Source organism: Butyrivibrio sp. (assembly GCF_017635265.1).
Lineage (GTDB): Bacteria > Bacillota > Clostridia > Lachnospirales > Lachnospiraceae > Butyrivibrio.
Window position 1 is genome coordinate 1 of record NZ_JAGBLU010000101.1, and the last position, 20,102, is coordinate 20,102.

Below are 20,102 nucleotides of genomic sequence, written 5' to 3' on the forward strand. Positions count from 1 at the left end.
TAAATTCATAATAATAAATAGGCAGATGGATGTCTGCCTATTTATCATGCCATAAACAGCAAAAGAGAGACTGAATTAGTGCTATCAGTCTCTCGCGTTAATTAGTTTGTTTAGTTCATGGGACTTAACTTAATGACATTGCCCTCAAGTCAGACCCTCAAAACGCTTGGCAAACCCTCAAAAAGTTTGATTATCCCAAAATAGTGAAAATTTTCGTATAAAAAAACGCCCTTAATTCTCAGGACGTTTCTTTATATAACAAAGTCTAAACTATACCCAAGCTGTGTTTACTTGCATTCAGAGTCGCAAGTACAGCAATCATGGCCACAGTCACACATCATCCATGTTGATACTGATGCATCATGTGCAAGTTCTGTCTCAGTAACCATGTTGAGTTCAAATAATTCTTCCATTTGACATCCCTCCTTATGAAACACTATTGTCACTATAATTTAACCTATTATACCAAACCAGTTCTGATTTTTCAAAGCTACATGATCTATGTAGAATCGCAACATCACATACTTTTTCTCCATTCTTTACATATCCGGGAAGCACTCCACATTTAGTAAATCCATTCTTTTGTGCAGTTAGAAGTGAAACAGAATTATGGTCAAACACTTTTCCATACAGATCTTCTATACCTAGGTTTTGAAGTTCTCTTAGCATAAGAACCCACCACAAAAAGACAAGTCCTTTCTTTCTGTACTCCTTTTCTATATATACAGTTAATTCAGCTCGCCTATTTGTAAGAGAAATTGAATGTGCTATAAAAAAACCGCCGATAAATGCTGTATCACAGCAGATATAAATCCTATACTCTCCCAACTGCTTATCAAGCATCTTAAGTAATGCATCCGAAGAACTGTAATACTGCTTTTTTAATGACCAGAACAAAACACTGTCATCGCTATTAAAAGCTTCTAAAAGACATTCTTTTTCAGTTTTACTATTCCTATCAAATACCTTAACACGATACATCACGCATCTCCAGACATCCTATCAAAAAGCTAAGATTAAGGTTAATTGCAGACTGACAAAACTCGTCAAAGAATACTTCCTCTTCTCCTGAGAAGTCACGCTCTTTCTTAACGTAGCATCCGCCACCACATTTATACTTAATTGGACAGTGTTTACATCTTTCTAATGTATCAATTGAGTTTTTTACAGAAAAATCTACCGCCTTTCGAGATTCAAATACGTCTCCGTCATCCTTTACATTTGCCACAATAAACTTATCTTTTACCAACGGATTCTTTTCGTCAGATGGCACCTCACTACAAAGCGATATATTCCCATCTGGAAGAACAATTGCATTACAATATACTGCCCCACAAAAGCCTTCAGTTCTCTTGAATGGTCTGAACCATGAAGACTTAAATCTATCCGGTTCATTCAATAAGTATTTGGAATAGTTTTCAAAAAAACTTTCATAAAATGTATATCGAGAGACATCAAGTCCGCTCTTCAGTGCTCTTCCTGCCAACGATACAGGCTCAAGGGCATGTGTCTTAACACATGAAAACTGCCTAAAATACTCACAAATAGAATCTACTTCGTTATAATCAATAACTGTAGACCTTACATGACAATCAGCGTTCAGTTCGCTTAAGTGTCGTAATCTTTTCTCAATAAATATATGAGATTCCTTTTTGTTCGCTAGTGGTCTATTCCTGTCCTCAATGGCTGGCTCTCCATCAATTGAAAGATTAAGCCAGAACCCTCTCTTAACTAGCCATTCCCAATCTTCGTCACTGCCAAGAGTTGTATTAGTGACAAGAACATATCTTGGCTTAAGATTAAGCGCTGCACATTTATCGTCAAAGTACTTAACCACCTCCTTGATCTTGTCAATTCTTATGAATGGCTCCCCTCCTCCCATGAAAGTAATCTGAGGAATTTCCTCATATTCTCTTATAGATTCTATTCTATTTTCAATATGCTTAATATATTTATCTATTGCGCAATATAAGATATCGTCATCCATGTTAGCACCTTCTGTAGAATCACAGTGACAATATATACATCTCATATTACATCCAAGAGTAAGATATAACATCATCCTGCATAGTTTTCTATTCTTAATGTATTCTTCAGGCTTAAATACTCTTTTATAATCTCTGTCAGGATTTACTCTGCTCAGGATTTTTCTTATATGCTCCTCATTGTCAAAATCAATGCCACTATTAAGCTTGCCTAGTGATGCAGTCACATTATCAAGCAAAAACTTACCTTCTCCAGTGTCAAGTACAAATAAATCTTTTGCAATTTCTTTATAATCAATTTTATTATAGTATTTCAAAACACTTCCCCCATTTCTTTTACCATAGTAATGCTATTGTAAAGATCAGCAACTGTATTGATATTTGATAGTTTTTCCAAATCTATTACTACTTTATATTCATCTTCCAAGCGCGATATCAGATAAATCATCTGCATGGAATCGAACTCCAATCCCGTAGAAAACACCGTATCTTTATTCACTTCCATATTATTATCTACTATGGTTTTAATTTCATTTATGAGATCATCTAACGTCATAAATCATTACCTCCGACCAAGTATTCAACCTCCATTATCTTGGAATAAGCAGGAAGCCCTGAATTAAGCGAATTAAGATTCTCTTTAATGTTGTTTACATCAACAGATTCTTCAGACACAACAACAACCTTAAGTCCCTTTTTCCCAGATTCTATATAAGTATCAACAACTCCCTGAATTTTCATTATCTGCTCCATAAGCCATGATCCATGAATGTTTTTTCCGTTTGGCAGAGCTATCAGTCCGTTTACTCTGCCATCAACAAACAGGTATCCATCTTCAAGTCTTCCAAGGTCACCCGTTCTATACCACCCATCATCGAAAGGATCTGTTAAATCATTACCATCATAATATCCCATCATCCTGTATGGAGATCTGATTAAAATTTCTCCATCTTCTATCTTTGCTTCAATATTCTCAAATACTCTGCCCACACTATCCAACTCAGTACATTTCTCATCCATAATAGAGACACAACCGCATAACTCAGAACAACCGTATCCATTCATTACTGTAATTCCAATGCTGTTGTACTTAGATACATATGATTGATCGAGCTTACCACCACCAACATAGATTGCAGACAGTTTATTACCAAAGACTCTCTCGACACTATGGCAGTACTTAATATTCAAATCAAAATACGAATAAAGCAACGTTGGAACCATGAAAATACTTGATGGGTTAAATTTAACCAACTCTCTGCTAAGGTATTTAATTCCCCTAGATATAAATACTTTTTCTCCTCTGATCAAATGTGCAAATGTCACACAGGCAAATCCATAAATGTGATTTAGTGGTAATGTCAGTATTGTATTATCATAACTATTGAAGTGTTTTCCTACACTCCCTATGGCCCTTAGCATGTTCACTGACGAGATTAATAACCCTTTCGGTTCACCTGTAGACCCTGAGGTGAAAAGAACAAAATTAGCAATTTCATCTGCTATATCAGAATAGTTATAATTAAAACCGATATACACTGTCAGTTTGCCATACCTAAATAATTGTTCTTCCAACAATCCATTCTTGTCCGAAATAATAAAATCCACTTTATATGTCTCAATATACTGCTTCTCGATGTTTTCCACTGAACTGTCAAATAAGAATATTAGATTATTTATTGCCACACAAGCAACGCTAAACACCACCCATTCATAACTGTTAGAAGCATAGAAACCTATTCTTCTGTTTTTTATCCCATAGCGCAACAACAAATCAATGCATGAATCAATATCTGCAATCAGTTCGTTATAAGTTTTACTGATCACCTCATCTCCATCTAAATATTCAAACGCAATTTTATCACTATATCCATTAAATATGGTAATAAGTTCTTCGTAAAAAACATCTGCCAAATTCTAATCCCCCAAATTTGATTTTTCTATAAAATTTACTTCTCAAGTATATGTATAAATCATAATACTCTCAATATTTCCAATCAAAAAACTATCTATGAGAATTGATTATTGTAACTGAGCTGTTAATCTTTGGAGCGGCTTCTAATGTGAAAACGTCTTCGCTCTTAATGTCTCCACATTTTATCACATCACCAACATTTATTTTTTCAGGATTCTCACCAAGTCTCTTCTCATTAAGAAAAGTCCCGTTTGAAGAACCCATATCAACAATATACAGCCCATCTCTTCGAGCAAATATCTGGGCATGGATACGACTGGCCCTCTCATCAGCGAGTATGATATCGCAGCTGCCTGCCTGTCTTCCCAGCATCGTACCCTTATTTGTATTTATCATATACTTTTCTTTTTTTTGATTTTTTACACTATATAAAAAACCATCATCAAAAGGCTTTTGCTCAGGAAGATGCATGATATACCCAAGTCCGGTTCTCGTCTCAATTGCATCTTCAAAAGAATCATCAATTGATCGGATTTTTTTGATTATATCTCTTACATTCTGTTCCCCACTTTTATCATTTTCGTAGCCCCACACCGAACTTAGGATCTGTTCTGTATTTAAAATCCTGTTACAGTTGTTTACGAAGTATTCTAACGTCTTAAATTCCTTAGCAGTCAGCTTATGAATCACTTCCCCATTCTTAAATATTTCCCCTTTATCAAAGTCGATAACAACTCCGTTTTTTAACTGCACATCCATGTCAATATCCCCCCACAAAAATCTATACAAAAACTATATCAATACACCGGCAGCTCCATTTTGCCTTGCTACCATACACCCATAGACAAACAGCTACAAGCCTCATGTTTATGCACTTTTTTATTATAGACTATTCTGCTGGTGTTGTACACAAAACAGTATGGAGGAAACGCTATGAAAGAATACATTTCAAACTTATATGAAGTTTATAGAGGCATTTGTAATAATCCAAACTCTCATGACTTTGATTCACTGTTATGGGAAACATCTTATGATTATGCAAAAGGTGCATTATCTTCCTTGAACTATTCTTCAAGCAGTTCCCTTATGAAACATCTTGATTATGATGCAGAAGATATGATCCATGATCTTACCATTTTCATTTTAGGCAAAAAAAATGCTCTTATTAAGGCCTTCCACAAAATCCACACAATGCTGCTTCGTAATGAGATCACCGAAGAAATTGCGCAGTACAAATTCGCAAAATACCTTCACTGTATCAAAGAGCGTTTCATAATATCTAAATATCGCTCAGTAACTCATGAAGAAACCGTACAGTATAAAGACGAATCAGGAAACATAATTGCTAAAAAAGAGAGAAAATATAATTTTGACAACATCCAGTCATTAGATGACGCTGCATTTAATGACGGATTTGATGAGTGTGCCACACGTCTTTACGAAACAACTCCTGATAAGAAGGATTGTTTCTCATACATAGAAGTAAGAGAATTGGTGCATAACAGTCTTAGCAGATTAAACCCTAAAGGTCAGCTTGCTTTTTTATATGCCGCTTTAGAATGCAAAAACAGCGAAATCTCATATTTAATAAGCAAGCTTGGTTATGCAAGAACTTTTAACAGCTTGGTATACATGATGGCAAAGTCCAACGCATTAAACAATGACCAGGCACTGATTGATGAGTATTACGGAAAGTATACCGAAGATACATTCCTGTCTGAAATGCCGCCGGCCAAAGTAATATCTAAAAATCTTTCAATCTGCAGAAGCAGACTTAGATGAGCGGACATATATTATGCCCGCTCTTAGTCAGTCATACACCATCCTTCTCAACATATTCAGCAATCCTTCTAAAGTAATCCCTAACTGCCACTTCCGCATAATCCCTAGCATCTTTCTCGCAGCTTTGTCCGTAATAAGCCATAATACCGCCCTTTCCGCTTCCATCGTCATAGTGCATAAATTCATCATTATAGTCGGCAGCATCAACAAAGAAATAGAGTTCTTTGTCCTGTTCACTTAATGTGTTGTAAATCTCAACATAACGAAACTGGGCTGCATGAAACATCTCATGGCACACACTTTCAAGTGCATCGCTTGAGCAATCGCTTTCAACTTCTTTTTTCGAAATATAAACCATGTCATCCGGGTTGTTATAGCAGGCTGACACATTTTCCTCGAGGTCTGCTATTTCAATTTTGATCTCCTTAGTAAGTCCCAGGTAGTTCCCTTCGATATGGCATATGCATTGGAGAACATCCATTCTTTGAGGCAGACTTAGCTCTTTCCAATTATCATCCTGTAAAAGCAGGACAGTATCAATGTTCTTTGCGATCGTATACTGCTCTCCATAATTAAAGGCCTTGCTCTTCTTGCCCATGGCTGCATTTATCGCAATTGGGATGATCAGTAATATACTTGCAAATCCCAGGACAGCTCTAATGTAGTTCAAGCTTTTTTTCATCTTAAGTTCCAGGACGTGACTTGGGAAAAGACGGTTTATTCTGGTTCTCATGACGTAGATCAAATATATAACAATTAGTACTGCTGCCAGGATCATTACAACTAAATAAAACAACTTGAAGCTATCTCTATAGGCCAGAAAAGAGTACAGCCCATAAGGAAGAATCGCAGTAGCAGCTACTGAAAAAGCATTCCTGCTCCAATGCACCGTAAGCAAATATCCCATAACAGTACCTGCAATAATGATTGTCATAAATATCCCCAATGACCTTGTCGTCCTCAAACCGGGAATTGCTGCATACAACGAATACCTGTACCACAGATAAGCTATAACAGCCCACATGATCGTCTCAAAAGCATATTCTGCATTTGTTAGTGTATTATTTCTCATCCCGTCTCCCCACAATCAGATTTCATCCACCAGAAACATCTTCCTGCTATTTTGTAAATTAAATGCCTCCACAATCCTGCATCTTTGTATCTCCGCAAGCTCCTCTTTGCTTGTAACTATAAAAGAGTCATTTCTTGCATCATAAGACACTGTTCCATGCACTGCTCCATCAATCACCGGCATGATTGACAAATCCCCTATATACATACCCTCTTCTACATGCTTCGTTAACACTTTAAGAGCATCTCCCCTGCAGGTAAATGCGCCAATAAGGCCGTCGCTTTTATCTTTTCCTTCCCCATAGAATGTGTCATAACTATCTGATAAAAGAGCTTTTCTAAGATATTCAACGCTCTCCTGCTTGCCAATATTCAGAAGACTTTCTTTAAGCTCTCTTTTCTCATTCCGGCGAAGCACACCAAGGTTTTCAAGCAGATCATCTGAAGGAAAATTTCTTTTTGGAGCAGTCAATTTCCTGTCTATATCAGCCAAAACATAAAGAATATCCATAAGATCATGTTCTTCTGAAAGGAGTGATTTCATGAACATCAATAAACTTTCCAGGTTTATCAGATAATCACTATTACATCTGTCAAAAGGCGAGAATGTCTCGTTCAAAGATTCCATAAGATACCTGACATTCATCTTTTCAGGAAGTGGCCCTATTCCATCATCTTCGCCAACCGGCCCAGATGAAAAAGTCAAAAAATCCCAAAGAAATCTTCTCTTTTCTTCGTCAGAAGCCTCATTCCTGCCACCATATATATCTAGATAATATGGCTGAAAAAAACCGGTTGCTTTCATATCGGGAATCACCTTGATAAAACTGCCTGCTTTTTCGTAACTCTCATAATCACCGGTCTTACAGATCAAAGAGGTTCCATGAATGCTCCTCACCATAAGATTGCCCCCTTCAGTTGTTATAGCTGTCGAGGCACCAAGAGAAAACCGGAAGTCACCACGAATGATCTCAAAATTATCTGTCTTGCTATTATATATATAAAAACGTCCCGGTTCAGAGGAACGAAGGTACAGCAGATCGGGCCTGGAAACTCCAAGAAATCCCGTGAAGTCGGAGCCGATAAAACTAATTGAATCCGTAATGTCATAACTGTTTCTTATATTATTGACACAAATACTAAGCAGATCCCTGCAGCCACCGTCTTTGCGGTCACCGAGAAAGTAGAGTGTATCGCCAAGGAGATGTCCCTCCGGCAGGATATCGTCAAGCCACAGCAAACTAATACCAATCCAGTCAGGAATTGTAAAGCAATTCAACTTCTCCACCAGCTCTTCAAAATTTTCTACTTCAAATTTTTCCAAAAGCTCATCCAAAAGCACACCCGAAAAATCATTGAATCTGTCCAGGATTGATCGCTTATGAGGCATCCCTTCGCTTTCCCAAAAAAGCCTTAAGGAATCATAGCAGTCAGCAGAAATATAGTCCCAAAGATAAAGATAGCTAACCGCTTCACGAATTGCGGCAGTGGACGAATTGTTCGGACTTCCGATCTCGTTAATCAATCCGGTCTTAAGTAAATTACCCAGCTTATTTCTTCTGTTAGTTGTATTGAGGCTGTAATAACCCGGCTCTTCTTCGTAAATCATTAAATCAGGATCAAAATCGGACAGCTTTATGTCCATACAATCTTCCAAAAATGAATTTATGCCCATGCTGCTTTACACCTTTCCTTTGCTTTATTTCTCCTGGCTATAACCTCATCGAGTTCAATAACCAGATCTTTTCCTGTCCTTCTGATAGGTCTGCCAATACCTGACATGAACTTTTTCTTTATTTTTTCTTCAACAAGCGACTTAAAATCTATATCCTTATTTTCATTTTCTTCCCTGGGCTTTATGTTCAGCTCTTCATAAGGCTCCACTCCATAATAATCAGTTATGTTGGGAAGATACGTTATGAATGGATTAAGTCGTCCCAGGATCATAAGCGTTTCACCGTCTTTCTTGCTAAAATGCCTGAGCTGATTAACGGTAATAAGTGGTCTTAACATGTGAGTGTTCTCATCTTCTATTGAACCGCAAGAGTCGCTTATGTGTTTCAGCAATTCCATATCTGTAGAGAAAAGATATATCTTATTCGTAGAGTTGCTAAGAATAATATTGGCCACATCCTTCCCGTACTGGTAACTGAGTTGTGCCATACTCTGCTCTACGATCATAAAGCTGATACCTCGGGCTCTTGAAAGAGTGATCATACTATTGAAACCTTTGATAGGAGGAAGATTCCCGAATTCATCCAGGGCAAAAAAGACTTTTCTCTTTAATATGCCATTACCGGAATCCGCAATTCCTATAAGTTCACAGTACCATTGATGGATCAGGGCAGAAATAAGTACAGCGTAATTCGTCAGTGACTGCTCATTACACAGGATAAATATCACCGTCTTCTCATCCTGAAGGTCTTTCATACAGAAGTCGGATTTTGACAGCATTCTCAGAATCGCATCATTTTGTACAAATCGGTTAAGCGCAGTGGAAAATACAGAGTTAATGGATGCCTTAGTTTCTCTTGCCGTATCAAGACCGTCCCTCATAAGTTCCCACAATCTTGAATTCTCGTTTCCTTCATAAAACTTTTTCATATATATAGATGTTCCATACGGAAGCTCGCCTTGCATTCTAAGCTTGAACACATTATTCATTGTCACATCTTCTTCAGGAAAATACTCGCATAGAGTTCCGATGAGTCCCGTGAAATAGTCTTTTCCTATGTTCTCCCAAAAGAGATCTTTTTCAGAATGAACACACTCGAATATTGCCTCCGCAAGGCTTGCCGCATCTGACATAGCCTGACCCTTTTTTCCGGCTTTATACTTTCTGGCAATAGGCTCGAGCGGATTATAGCACGAGCCTTTATCCGGCTCATTAAGATTAAGGACCTTGATTTTATAGCCAAGTCCCAAAAGCTTTTTATGTAACAGCTTAAACAACTCACACTTAGTATCGGTGACTATCATGCTATGCCCTGCATGTGCATGGGAAACAATTGTTGGTGCGACAACGGTCATGGTTTTTCTGCTTCCGGTGGCTCCTATGACATTGGTAAAGTCATCCGATTCAAAAACCCTTGAAGTAATTCCATCCGTTATCACATTGATGCCTGCATTTTCTGCTTCCGTTTTTCTAAAATCCACAAAGCTGCACGATTCCTCAATCTCCTGCAGATCCGCGAATCTTCCCTGATTCTCATTTGGAGAGATACTAATTTCAAACATCAACCAATTCCTCCCATCCTGAATCCTATTAAAGGTTTGCTATCGGATTCATAACTTATTGTCTCTATCCTGCTCTGTATTTTTTTTACATCACTGGCTGAAATAATGTTTTCACTGCTTCTTTTTGACGAGACTGTCAGCTCATATTGAAGGTTGTTTGTCAGCATCTCCAGTGAACGGTATCCATCATAATCTTTCGATTTAAAATCGATTTTGGATTCTATAAGTTCATGGATTTTTTCATCGACTCCCTCTTCCAGGACAAATCCCGCCTTGCTCAGCTGATGCATCACATAAGTGCTTGCAACATCGGGATCCGGATGTGTAAAACTGGTACAAACCATATTTACATGCCTTTTAAGCGCATCCCGAAAAACATCGATTTCACTCATGTGATTATTTACGTGAAAGATAAAAGAAATATGCGATTTATTTTGCTCAACATAATCCATAAGCTCTTTGAAACGCCAGGATCTCACAAGGCTGGCCCCGTTTTCATACTGTTCGAAACTTATCAGGAACACTCCTGTGTAAACATTTTGTGTAGCTGATGCGATCAGTGGAGATGCATAGAAGCTTTTAAACTCCGATGGATCATCACTGTTTGGAAATGCAAGTGACAGAAATGTCTTTGATCCTCTGGCCAAATAAACGCCGTTATCAAATATAATCCTTTCATAAGCATGAGCAATATCCAGAAGCTCATTGCATGAAGGACTTTCTATAAAAAGACATTTGACAGACCTCTTTACCCTTTCATTGGAAGATCCGGCAACCTTATCAATATTTCTCAGAAGTCCTTTGATTTCTTCGTTGACATTTAGTTTTTCTATCACGTCAGAACTTTTCTCTTTTGTAAGCATAACCATTTCCTCCCCAAGTTAATTTTCTTTTCCTTCACTGTTTTTTCGAGGATCGGTCCGCAGAGCTTTATCTGCTTCATCCTCTTGTTTATGCATTTTGGATATTGCCCTCACAAGCTCATCCAAAGCTTCTTCGCTATCGTCAAATTCTGCTGAATCATTTATCTGATTTATTCGTTTCACGCCAATACCTCCTCATTTGGTGTCCCTAATATATATAGACGTAAAAAAAGAAAGAATATCCCTTAAGATATTCTTTCTTCTCAGAATTTTTTTACCTGTTTAGTTATCCTCGATATAATAGCCCTGTTTTATGGCTTTCGCGCACTTTTTTGCCTGTTTTGCCAGACGCTTTATTGCTTCTTGTTTGCGCTTCTGTGGTGTTGGTTTTCCGGCTATTGCAATGGCTTTCTTTATGTACTCATCTGCCTTATGATATTCCATTTCTGAAAAGCATATAACCGATAAGTAATAATAAGCTCCGGCAGCCTGTATTGAAGGGATTTCATTTAGCGTTGCTTTTTCGAGCAGATCAACTACGCTCTCAATTCCTCCCGGAAGATTCGGATAATACTCAAGAATAAAATCGTAATCTGTCTTTTCATCCAACTTCTTATTATCTTTGGTTATATTGTTTTTATGAAGCCATTCGTTTATGTCATGCTTATGCAAATGGATCGCTGCTGCATCTATCATTGCTGACGGAAGCCTGTATTCACAGAGAATATTAAGATACTTTCTGATTTCAGCTACTGTTTCCTGATTGTCCTTTTCAAATTTTCTAAGCGGCACTGACCCCTTCTGTGCTTTGAGTTTTTTCAGCAGAAGCTTATAATAATTGCTCATTCCATTGATACTGTATCTATGTGCAGCATTTCTGTAGCATATTTCCTGGGATTCCAGGATAATACCTTTTAGTTTATCTACATCATCAGTTTTCTCAAAGTTCTTTTTATAACTTAATTCCTCAGCAAAAGAGATTAACTTTGAACACACCAAAGGATAATACTTTTCCTCTGTCAAAAGCTTATAACATATATTACCAATGGAATTATAAGCTTCAGCGTAGTCATGCCTTGCGGCGAAAATGAAATAATCCAGCGCCTTATTCAGATAGTTTTCTTCTTTTTGGACAACACTCTTAAATGCCTCAATATTAAACCTGTATTCTTTATCCGCAGCCTGTCGCCCTTGGGTCTGCCATATATAGCCCATATTCCATGCTGCCTGAGGAGACTGATATTCTTCATATGCCACATTGCTATAGCGATAAGAATACTCAATATCCATATTGCCCTGATCGCTGTGTCCCCATTTTAACTTATGAAAATAATAGATATCCGCAGCATCAAGTAACGTAAACGGATCACAATCCCTGTTTATATTATCAGGTGGTCCTGCATGATACAGTGTTTCCAGAACACCATATGTAGAGCTCTGTCCGACTTTGAAAAGCGTATTCTTTGAATACTGATACAGATGCTTTATCTGTTGACCGTTGTTGGCGAGTAGCTCAGAAAGCAGCTCGATGTATTTCTGGTCCTTGGAAAAAGAAACCTGAGCAGCAACACCATATATACCACAAACCATAGCAAGCAGAAATCTTTTTGAATCACGCATCTTGGCATAACTTCTGATATCAGCAAAAGAGAATTCAGCATACTGTTTCTGATCTATTCCCGCGCGAACAATACTAATAAGTTCAGAATATATTTCATTATTGTGAATCAGTTCTGCTACCGGATTATCTTTATATGAAAGATTGAACGCAATTTCATCCTTAGCTACATTTTTTGCGTGGTTAAGAATCTTCCCACCAACTGAATCGTACTTAGTCTTGATCTTAAGGCCATCTTCATCCCATGGGTCAAACAGATATCTTCTCGCAGTATTGTAATAATCTCCGCCCTTATCATCCACAAACATAAAAGATAAAACACCAAGGCAATAACTCTTCATGGTCAGATCTGTTTTGTATTGATGAAGCAGTTCATAAATCTTAAAAAAAATCTTTTTCTCATTGCCGTCTTTTAAAAATTGTCTCATATTTTATTCCCTGTTTTTCTCATAAACCTGAAGCTTACCTGTTAACTCTATGGATATTATATTCGGTTTTCAAATTACATTCAAATTACAAATTACAGCGAAGTTACAATATTTATTCTTATTTGGCTTTTTATTTAGTGGTTCAATGACACTACAAACAAAAAAGGAGGCGACCACTATGAAAAAAAGCAGACAATTAACATTCTTAGAAACCCTCTATAGTCTGAATTCCAATGACAGCTCAGAGAAAACAAGCGCCTACAATGAATTCTGTGCCGCTGCCTATCACTATGCAATCACGGTAATGACACCTCTCCAGAGCATTAACAGTACTCTTTTGCATCATCTGGCATGTTCAGCCGAAGATTTGGCGTGTGAATTTGCAATGAGTCTGATAAACAACAGAAAAAAGCTTTTAAAAGTCTATGATTCGGCCCTCTATTTGGGGGAAAATGGGGCTGAGGTCAAACTTAAAGCATATATCAAAACACTAAAGAATAATTTCCTTACATCAAAATTCAGAGAAGTCTCTCACAAGGAAAAAGTCACAACTACGAATAAAGTCACCGGCGAGAAAGAAATAAAGGAGGTATGGGTATATAACTATCAGAGCATTACCTCTTTAGACAGCCCTGCTTTCGAAAACGCAGACAGCTCCAACTACGCAACCAAAGCCGAACTGATCCCGGATACTTCCATCGATATTGATTATTCTTACCTGACAACCAGAGAAGCAGCATCCATTGCGCTCAGTATACTCTCTCCAAAAGAACAGTTCGCATTTATAAAGGACATGCTTGGACTAAAGAATAGCCACCTTTCACAAGAAATTGAAACAAGCGGATATCTTCGCACTTACCAAAAGATGCTGCTCCAGTTTGCAAACTCACCTCTTCTTAAGGGCGATGATGACATCATTGAATGCTATTACAACAGATATGTCCCGCTTGACTTTGAAACCTCTCTCACCCCAAGTCGTTTCATCAGCAAGTATTCAACAATATATAAAACGACTCTTGCGAAGTATCTCAAGAAGGAAAAAACTTTGGCAAAATAATTTTCAGATAACAGGGAGATTTAAAAATACACATCGTTATATATACCAGAACAGTTACATTGCAAAAGGAGGAAATAATATGACGAAAAGAGTACTTGCCCTGATTACAAGCATATGTTTGGCTCTTGTTGGCATATGTATTATGCCAATACAATCAAATGCTCAGGAAAACAACGCAATTACAAACCCTGTTGCCAGCAACTTCACAAAAACAGGCTTTAGAGTTTCCTGTAACGCCAAAAGCGCAAACTACATCGAGAGAGTGCTATTCCCAACATGGACAACAGACGGCGGACAGGACGATCTTGTCTGGTATGAAGGCTACTACCTCGACGGTAGATGGATGTGCGATGTGAATATCAACAAGCACAAGAAATCCTTAGGCGAATATGTAACTCATATTTACGCCTATGACGCAAAGGGCAATTGCTACTCCGTGGCAATGAATCCCTATACTGTCAGCGACAACCTTGAATATCTTTCAAATAATCTTCCTGACGTCAGATATACCCCGGTAGATTTTGCAAACTGGTATGGCAGAGATGTAAATGAGTTCAGGGGAATGCCCGGGTTTACGGAATTTGCGACTTCATCTGTGAGTGGCGTATTCAGATACTCGCCTGAAACACCTCTTTGGTGGATCATGGAAATAAAGTATGACAACAACAAGATTTACCACATCTCTCTCCATTTCTACGCCAAGGATTATCTTTCTTCATTCGGGCCGAACATGCAGGTATGGGGCATGTACAGCGGAATGCCGGGAGATCAGGCAATTGCACAGCTGTCGCAGCACGGCTATGACTGTTTCTACGTACAACCGGATTACTGGCAGTGGAAAGACGATGGGCGCTACACGGTAGATGTAAGTTGGGATGAGCTTGGACGTCTGGATCAGATAACACTTAATCCTTCAAGGAGATGATAAGCAAAAAAAGAACAGGTGGAAGTCATAATTGACTACCACCTGTTTATTTATTCTTTCTTATTCCTGTTCATTATCCTCTGCAAGTATGCTGTCCATTAGCTCATAAATCTCATCGCGCCCTGTCTTCTTAAGCGCAGAATACGGATAGATCCTGATCTCCTCCGGAAGTCCCAGTCCTGACCTCAACATATTCAGATGCTTCTCCATCTGGGAAGGCTTGATCTTGTCAGCCTTGGTTGCAATGATGACAGGCTGGAAGCCCTGATGCACGATCCATTTGTACATCTGCACGTCGTTGGCAGACGGATCATGTCTGATATCTATAAGTAAAAAGACCCTTCGAAGCTGCCTTGAGGTATGAAGATAATTCTCGATCATCTTGCCCCACTGTTGTTTGGTCTTCTCGGAAACCCTGGCAAAACCGTAACCCGGAAGATCCACCAGATAAAACTCGCCGTTTATATTGTAATAGTTGATGGTCTGTGTCTTACCAGGCTCCTGCGATGTCCTTGCGTAATTCTTTCGGTTCATAAGACCGTTTATCAAGGAACTCTTACCCACGTTGGACTTACCGGCAAAAGCAAACTCCGGAAGCGCATTATCCGGAAGTGTACTGGTTATACCACAGACTGTTTCAAGATTTACATTCTTAATTACCATATGTTTATATTTCCTCTCTTAACATACTAACAGTATACCATTTATTTCATGCCCACGCCTCACGAAGTCGCAAGCATGATCCTGCTCTCCCTCAGTGCCTGGGACTGCTCGTAGTCATACTCAATGGTATTGATGTTGGCTCCGGGGTAAAGCTGACGCAGCTTTTTTAGAACTCCGCGCTCTGCATGCGCCTCCGGCCTGAGGTTCCAGAATCGCGACTTTGCTAATGTCAATATCAGGGTTCTTTAAGTGAGCCATCAGGTTTCCTATTATATCCATAGCGCAGGTGCAGTAACTCGGATTAATCAAAGAGAGCATCTCCGCAGGGAAATGCTCATATTCCGGGACAACATCCAGCTTGTATCCGCCAAGTGAAAAAGCTGCACTAAGAAGTTCATTGTGATAGTGCAGCATATCCGGCATGTATATGGTATGAGTCTTCTTCATACTCTTTGTAAACAGGGTGTTGTCTTTATTCATTTCCACTAGATGCACTCCAAGACCTTGCCCTCAATGTCTTGGATGAATTCTCCCTCCCCCGCAATACATCATTCATCATCGGACCAAGGCTCTCTAATGTCTTATTTAGTCCGCCTTTTTTGTTGAAAAATGGTTTTTTCACATTCTTCAGAGACGCTATAATCGGACCAACTTTACGCTGATGAATCTCTCGTCCGATAAAATGGCTGTTTTTATGGCTCTTCAGGGGTAATGGTGGGTAAAAAATGCCATTATCCCCAGTGTATATGCTGATCATGCGCTTCGAGGTTTTCTATTAGGAAGTGGGATCCTCAAATCTGAGCACACCAAGTAGACCATATCGAGCATATTTTGGATATTACGAAAACCATATGCCTTGCGGACGATCAGCTTGATTTTGTTGTTTGTAGCTTCAATTCGTGCGTTGCTCATACCGAGTCGTATTGCATTCAGTATGTGTTCCCTGTGACGCCTGATCTTGAGGTATAGCTCCTTGAAAGCATCAATCCTGCTATGGCTTGCCCACCACAGCCATCTGTTGAGGGCAGCTTCCGCCTCGTCTGTATCTTTGATCTTCAAAAGTAGGCGAAGCATCTCCTTCATCCTATAGGCTCGATACAGGCGGTTGTTGTTCTCGGCAATCATGGCAATGCGGTTCTGTTGATTCTCTGTAAGATTCTCAGGAGCCTTGCCAAGTGCATAAGCGGAGTTTTTGATCTCATCTGCTTTTGCTTTGGCAGCATTCAATATCGCATTTTCAGGATCACCATCCTTTGGACGACCTTTCTTACGAGGATGCTCTTTGGATAATTGGGTAAATTCGGCATATGCTTCACGCCATACTTCACGGCGAACCACGTCGAGTGCCTCCATGGCCCACTGCACGACATGGAACGGATCAACACAGCGCTCACAGTCTGGAGTGAATTCGTTAACGCATTCCGTAATCCACTTTGCACCATCCCCGGTAACGACCTTAATGGATGAAAGTTGCTCAGGGGTGAGCTGTTTGTAGAACTGCGTCAACACACCTTTACCGTGACCTTGTGCTGCCCAGACAACAGTATTTGTATCATGGTTAACAATGACTGTAATGTACTTGTGACCTTTCTTGTAGCTGGTCTCATCAATGCCTATGTTTACAAGGTTATCAAGCCTCCTGGAACGCTCAGGTTCGATGTCATTTAGCGTTCTGTTTACACATCGTCCGACCGTTTCCCAGTCGATGCGCATGTACTCAGATACAACGCTGCGAGGAAGATAAACAGCAAGCCATCCGACTGTCAGATCGAAGTCACGGGTGAATCCACTCCCTGGATATGCCCATGGAACATAAGCGGTTACAACGCCATGTTCAGGACACTCTATGCGATGTGTCCAACCCTCAACCTCAACGAGTGTTGCGCCAAAATCAAGGCCTCTCCAGATACGTGGCTGATCTATCCTTTGGTCGTAACGAGGGCAACGTCTGTGGCAGAACGGACAATCATCCTGATGCCATTTATCCGTCCGTGCATGGATCCTGAGGTGGCTTACACCATCTTGATCAATATAGAAGTTAGCATCTTCTACAACTGCATGGTTGACATTGAGTAGTTTTTTACATAGTGTATTAGCAGAAACCATCTGTGGGTACTCCTTTGAGTTTTGGTTTGGTCGCTAATACTCTACAGGAGCACAGATGGTTTTTCAATTGTAAATGTACATCAAAGGCTTGGCATAGCACCCACCATCATGCCAGAAGCCTCGTTTTTATTACATTCTTAGTAAAATTTCAGTCAAAGAATCGGACTAAGCAACAGCAATAATCATCACAGTCCGATTTTCCTGTATACACCATTTCAAATTTTCCTGAATTGATGAAAAAGTATCGGATTAAACACTTTAATTATCACCTTCAGTCCGATAATAGTTAAAAGCCCCCGATCATCTTCCGGACAATCGGGGACCTGAAATCAATGAAATTATTTCGCCTGTTTAAGTTTCTTGGGTTCCTTGCCCCTTACGATGAGAGGCTGGCTGGTTCCGTCAACACAAGGCTCTGTGATGACGCACTCGCTGATGGTGTCATCTGATGGAATCTCATACATTACATCCATCATTGACTTCTCCATGATAGAGCGAAGTCCTCTGGCTCCGGTTTCTCTCTCGTAAGCCATGGCTGCGATCTTCTGTACTGCCTCATCCTCGAAGGTGAGCTTAACGTTGTCGAAGTCAAAGAGCTTCTGGTACTGCTTAACAAGAGCATTCTTAGGCTCTGTAAGGATGCGCACCAAAGCCTCTTTTGAAAGACCCTCAAGAGTTACTGTGATAGGCACACGGCCTACAAACTCAGGTATAAGTCCGAACTTAACAAGATCCTGAGGTGTCACTTCCTTGAGAACTTCTCCAATCTCTCTTTCTGACTTGTCTGCAATCTCAGCGTTAAAGCCGATGGAGTTACGGTCAAGTCTGGCCTCTACGATCTTATCAAGACCATCGAAAGCTCCTCCGCAGATGAAGAGGATATTGCTGGTGTCGATCTGGATAAGCTCCTGATGTGGATGCTTTCTTCCGCCCTGAGGTGGAACAGATGCAACAGTTCCCTCTACGATCTTAAGAAGTGCCTGCTGAACGCCCTCACCTGATACATCACGGGTGATAGATACGTTCTCGCTCTTCTTGGTTATCTTGTCAATCTCATCGATATAAACGATACCGTACTGAGCTCTCTCAATGTCGTAGTCAGCGTTCTGGATAAGCTTTAAAAGAATGTTCTCAACGTCCTCACCTACATAGCCGGCCTCTGTAAGAGTTGTGGCATCTGCGATGGCGAAGGGAACATTGATGATCTTAGCCAGAGTCTGTGCAAGATAGGTCTTACCTGAACCTGTGGGTCCGATCATGATGATGTTACTCTTCTGAAGTTCAACATCATTCTTGTCATCGCTCTTAGGTGCAAGAACTCTCTTGTAATGGTTGTAAACAGAGACAGCCAGAACCTTCTTGGCTTCCTCCTGACCGATTACATACTCATCAAGGAAGTTCCTGATCTCAACGGGCTTAAGAAGATTTATCTGCTGGTCCTTGGCCTGGGCAGGCTCATCCTCAAACTCTTCCTCAATGATATCCGCACATATATCTACGCACTCATCACAGATATAAACACCTGCAGGTCCTGCGATAAGCTTTTTTACCTGATCCTGTGTCTTGTTACAAAAAGAGCACCTGATCTCTCCGGAATTCTTTGCCATAATTTCTCCTTAATTATTTCTTGTCATCCTTCTCTCTTGGACGATTCTCAACGATCTGATCAATGAGTCCGTAGTCAAGAGCTTCCTGAGCATCCATCCAGTTGTCACGCTCAGTATCCTTGCAGATCTCCTCGTAAGGCTTACCTGTGTTTGCTGCAAGCATTCTGTTGAGTTTCTCTTTGGTCTTCAGGATATGCTTAGCTGCGATCTCAATCTCGGTAGCCTGTCCCTGTGTTCCGCCAAGTGGCTGATGGATCATGATCTCTGCATTGGGAAGAGCCATTCTCTTGCCCTTAGCTCCGCCTGAAAGAAGGAATGCTCCCATGCTGGCTGCCATACCGATGCAGATTGTGCTGACATCGCACTTGATGTAATTCATTGTGTCGTAAATAGCCATTCCGGATGTTATCTCTCCTCCGGGGCTGTTGATGTACATATGAATGTCCTTGTTGGGATCCTCTGCCTCAAGGAAAAGAAGCTGTGCTACAACAACGCTTGCGGATGTAGAATTTACTTCCTCCCCCAAAAATACGATTCTTTCTTTTAACAGCCTTGAATAGATATCGTAACTTCTCTCTCCACGGCTGGTCTGTTCAATGACATAAGGTATTAAACTCATATTATTACTATTCCTCCAGTCTGCTTAGATTACATTCTAAACCAATGTATATTATACCGCATTTTGTGAACCCTTTACAACTATCACCCCAAAAGCAAAGGGCTCCATCCCGGTAGTTTGACAGCCTAGCCTTGTTCAGCACCCACTCAGACCAGTAATGGTCTTATTTTTTTGTCAAAACCTAAATTTTTGGTTGCACGGTACGGCATGATATGGTATAATAAAA

The 20,102-nt window shown here is 39.8% G+C and carries 20 protein-coding genes; 3 read left to right on the plus strand and 17 right to left on the minus strand.

The window, feature by feature from the left end; genetic code table 11:
- Window positions 1-287: 287 nt before the first annotated feature.
- From J6O61_RS12060 to J6O61_RS12085, 6 genes are all read right to left on the minus strand, one after another.
- Window positions 288-413, minus strand: a complete 126-nt coding sequence (locus tag J6O61_RS12060; protein ID WP_292213523.1) for a hypothetical protein — start codon at window positions 411-413, stop codon at window positions 288-290.
- A 13-nt stretch (window positions 414-426) separates the two neighbouring features.
- Entirely contained in the window at window positions 427-981 is a 555-nt protein-coding gene (locus tag J6O61_RS12065) for a GNAT family N-acetyltransferase (protein ID WP_292213526.1), read from the minus strand.
- A complete protein-coding gene (locus J6O61_RS12070) occupies window positions 968-2,302 on the minus strand; it encodes a radical SAM/SPASM domain-containing protein (protein ID WP_292213529.1) in 1,335 nt (444 codons plus the stop codon). The genes J6O61_RS12065 and J6O61_RS12070 overlap by 14 nt, the downstream gene beginning before the upstream one ends.
- Window positions 2,299-2,541: an acyl carrier protein gene (locus tag J6O61_RS12075; RefSeq protein ID WP_292213532.1), complete on the minus strand. Its 243-nt coding sequence runs from the start codon at window positions 2,539-2,541 to the stop codon at window positions 2,299-2,301. Before J6O61_RS12075 ends, J6O61_RS12070 begins: the two co-directional genes overlap by 4 nt.
- Window positions 2,538-3,899: an AMP-binding protein gene (locus J6O61_RS12080; protein ID WP_292213537.1), complete on the minus strand. Its 1,362-nt coding sequence runs from the start codon at window positions 3,897-3,899 to the stop codon at window positions 2,538-2,540. The genes J6O61_RS12075 and J6O61_RS12080 overlap by 4 nt, the downstream gene beginning before the upstream one ends.
- A gap of 91 nt (window positions 3,900-3,990) precedes the next feature.
- On the minus strand, window positions 3,991-4,659 hold the full coding sequence (locus J6O61_RS12085; protein WP_292213540.1) for an FHA domain-containing protein: 669 nt from the start codon (window positions 4,657-4,659) through the stop codon (window positions 3,991-3,993).
- Between the two features lie 174 nt (window positions 4,660-4,833).
- Here J6O61_RS12085 and J6O61_RS12090 point away from each other — a divergent pair, with 174 nt between their 5' ends.
- The gene (locus J6O61_RS12090) at window positions 4,834-5,682 is read left to right on the plus strand and encodes a hypothetical protein (RefSeq protein WP_292213543.1); all 849 of its coding nucleotides are present in this window, start codon (window positions 4,834-4,836) and stop codon (window positions 5,680-5,682) included.
- A gap of 31 nt (window positions 5,683-5,713) precedes the next feature.
- On the opposite strand, the gene J6O61_RS12095 is transcribed toward J6O61_RS12090, so the two are convergent.
- From J6O61_RS12095 to J6O61_RS12120, 6 genes are all read right to left on the minus strand, one after another.
- Window positions 5,714-6,754: a hypothetical protein gene (locus J6O61_RS12095; protein WP_292213547.1), complete on the minus strand. Its 1,041-nt coding sequence runs from the start codon at window positions 6,752-6,754 to the stop codon at window positions 5,714-5,716.
- Window positions 6,755-6,769: 15 nt separating this feature from the next.
- Window positions 6,770-8,398, minus strand: a complete 1,629-nt coding sequence (locus tag J6O61_RS12100; RefSeq protein ID WP_292213550.1) for a hypothetical protein — start codon at window positions 8,396-8,398, stop codon at window positions 6,770-6,772.
- A 20-nt stretch (window positions 8,399-8,418) separates the two neighbouring features.
- Window positions 8,419-9,990, minus strand: a complete 1,572-nt coding sequence (locus J6O61_RS12105; protein ID WP_292213553.1) for a type IV secretory system conjugative DNA transfer family protein — start codon at window positions 9,988-9,990, stop codon at window positions 8,419-8,421.
- Window positions 9,990-10,853: a hypothetical protein gene (locus J6O61_RS12110; RefSeq protein ID WP_292213556.1), complete on the minus strand. Its 864-nt coding sequence runs from the start codon at window positions 10,851-10,853 to the stop codon at window positions 9,990-9,992. Before J6O61_RS12110 ends, J6O61_RS12105 begins: the two co-directional genes overlap by 1 nt.
- An 18-nt stretch (window positions 10,854-10,871) precedes the next feature.
- Window positions 10,872-11,036 (minus strand): hypothetical protein, encoded by a 165-nt coding sequence (locus tag J6O61_RS12115; protein WP_292213559.1) that lies wholly within the window; start codon window positions 11,034-11,036, stop codon window positions 10,872-10,874.
- A gap of 99 nt (window positions 11,037-11,135) precedes the next feature.
- A complete protein-coding gene (locus J6O61_RS12120; RefSeq protein WP_292213562.1) occupies window positions 11,136-12,899 on the minus strand; it encodes a hypothetical protein in 1,764 nt (587 codons plus the stop codon).
- 178 nt (window positions 12,900-13,077) lie between these two features.
- On the opposite strand from J6O61_RS12120, the gene J6O61_RS12125 reads away from it, so the two are divergent.
- Together J6O61_RS12125 and J6O61_RS12130 are read left to right on the plus strand one after the other, a co-directional pair.
- Window positions 13,078-13,956 (plus strand): hypothetical protein, encoded by an 879-nt coding sequence (locus tag J6O61_RS12125; RefSeq protein WP_292213564.1) that lies wholly within the window; start codon window positions 13,078-13,080, stop codon window positions 13,954-13,956.
- A 79-nt stretch (window positions 13,957-14,035) separates the two neighbouring features.
- Window positions 14,036-14,881, plus strand: a complete 846-nt coding sequence (locus J6O61_RS12130) for a GBS Bsp-like repeat-containing protein (protein ID WP_292213565.1) — start codon at window positions 14,036-14,038, stop codon at window positions 14,879-14,881.
- A 60-nt stretch (window positions 14,882-14,941) separates the two neighbouring features.
- Here the strand turns inward: J6O61_RS12130 and yihA are convergent, their stop codons facing one another.
- From yihA to clpP, 5 genes are all read right to left on the minus strand, one after another.
- A complete protein-coding gene (gene yihA / locus J6O61_RS12135; protein WP_292213567.1) occupies window positions 14,942-15,544 on the minus strand; it encodes a ribosome biogenesis GTP-binding protein YihA/YsxC in 603 nt (200 codons plus the stop codon).
- 120 nt (window positions 15,545-15,664) lie between these two features.
- A complete protein-coding gene (locus J6O61_RS12140; protein ID WP_292213569.1) occupies window positions 15,665-16,024 on the minus strand; it encodes a hypothetical protein in 360 nt (119 codons plus the stop codon).
- A 273-nt stretch (window positions 16,025-16,297) separates the two neighbouring features.
- A complete protein-coding gene (locus J6O61_RS12145) occupies window positions 16,298-17,650 on the minus strand; it encodes an ISL3 family transposase (protein WP_292213572.1) in 1,353 nt (450 codons plus the stop codon).
- A 338-nt stretch (window positions 17,651-17,988) separates the two neighbouring features.
- The gene (gene clpX, locus J6O61_RS12150; protein WP_442852342.1) at window positions 17,989-19,260 is read right to left on the minus strand and encodes an ATP-dependent Clp protease ATP-binding subunit ClpX; all 1,272 of its coding nucleotides are present in this window, start codon (window positions 19,258-19,260) and stop codon (window positions 17,989-17,991) included.
- A gap of 10 nt (window positions 19,261-19,270) precedes the next feature.
- Window positions 19,271-19,876 carry an ATP-dependent Clp endopeptidase proteolytic subunit ClpP gene (gene clpP / locus J6O61_RS12155; RefSeq protein ID WP_022768689.1) on the minus strand — a complete coding sequence of 202 codons (606 nt, stop codon included), beginning with the start codon at window positions 19,874-19,876 and terminating at the stop codon, window positions 19,271-19,273.
- Window positions 19,877-20,102 lie beyond the last annotated feature (226 nt).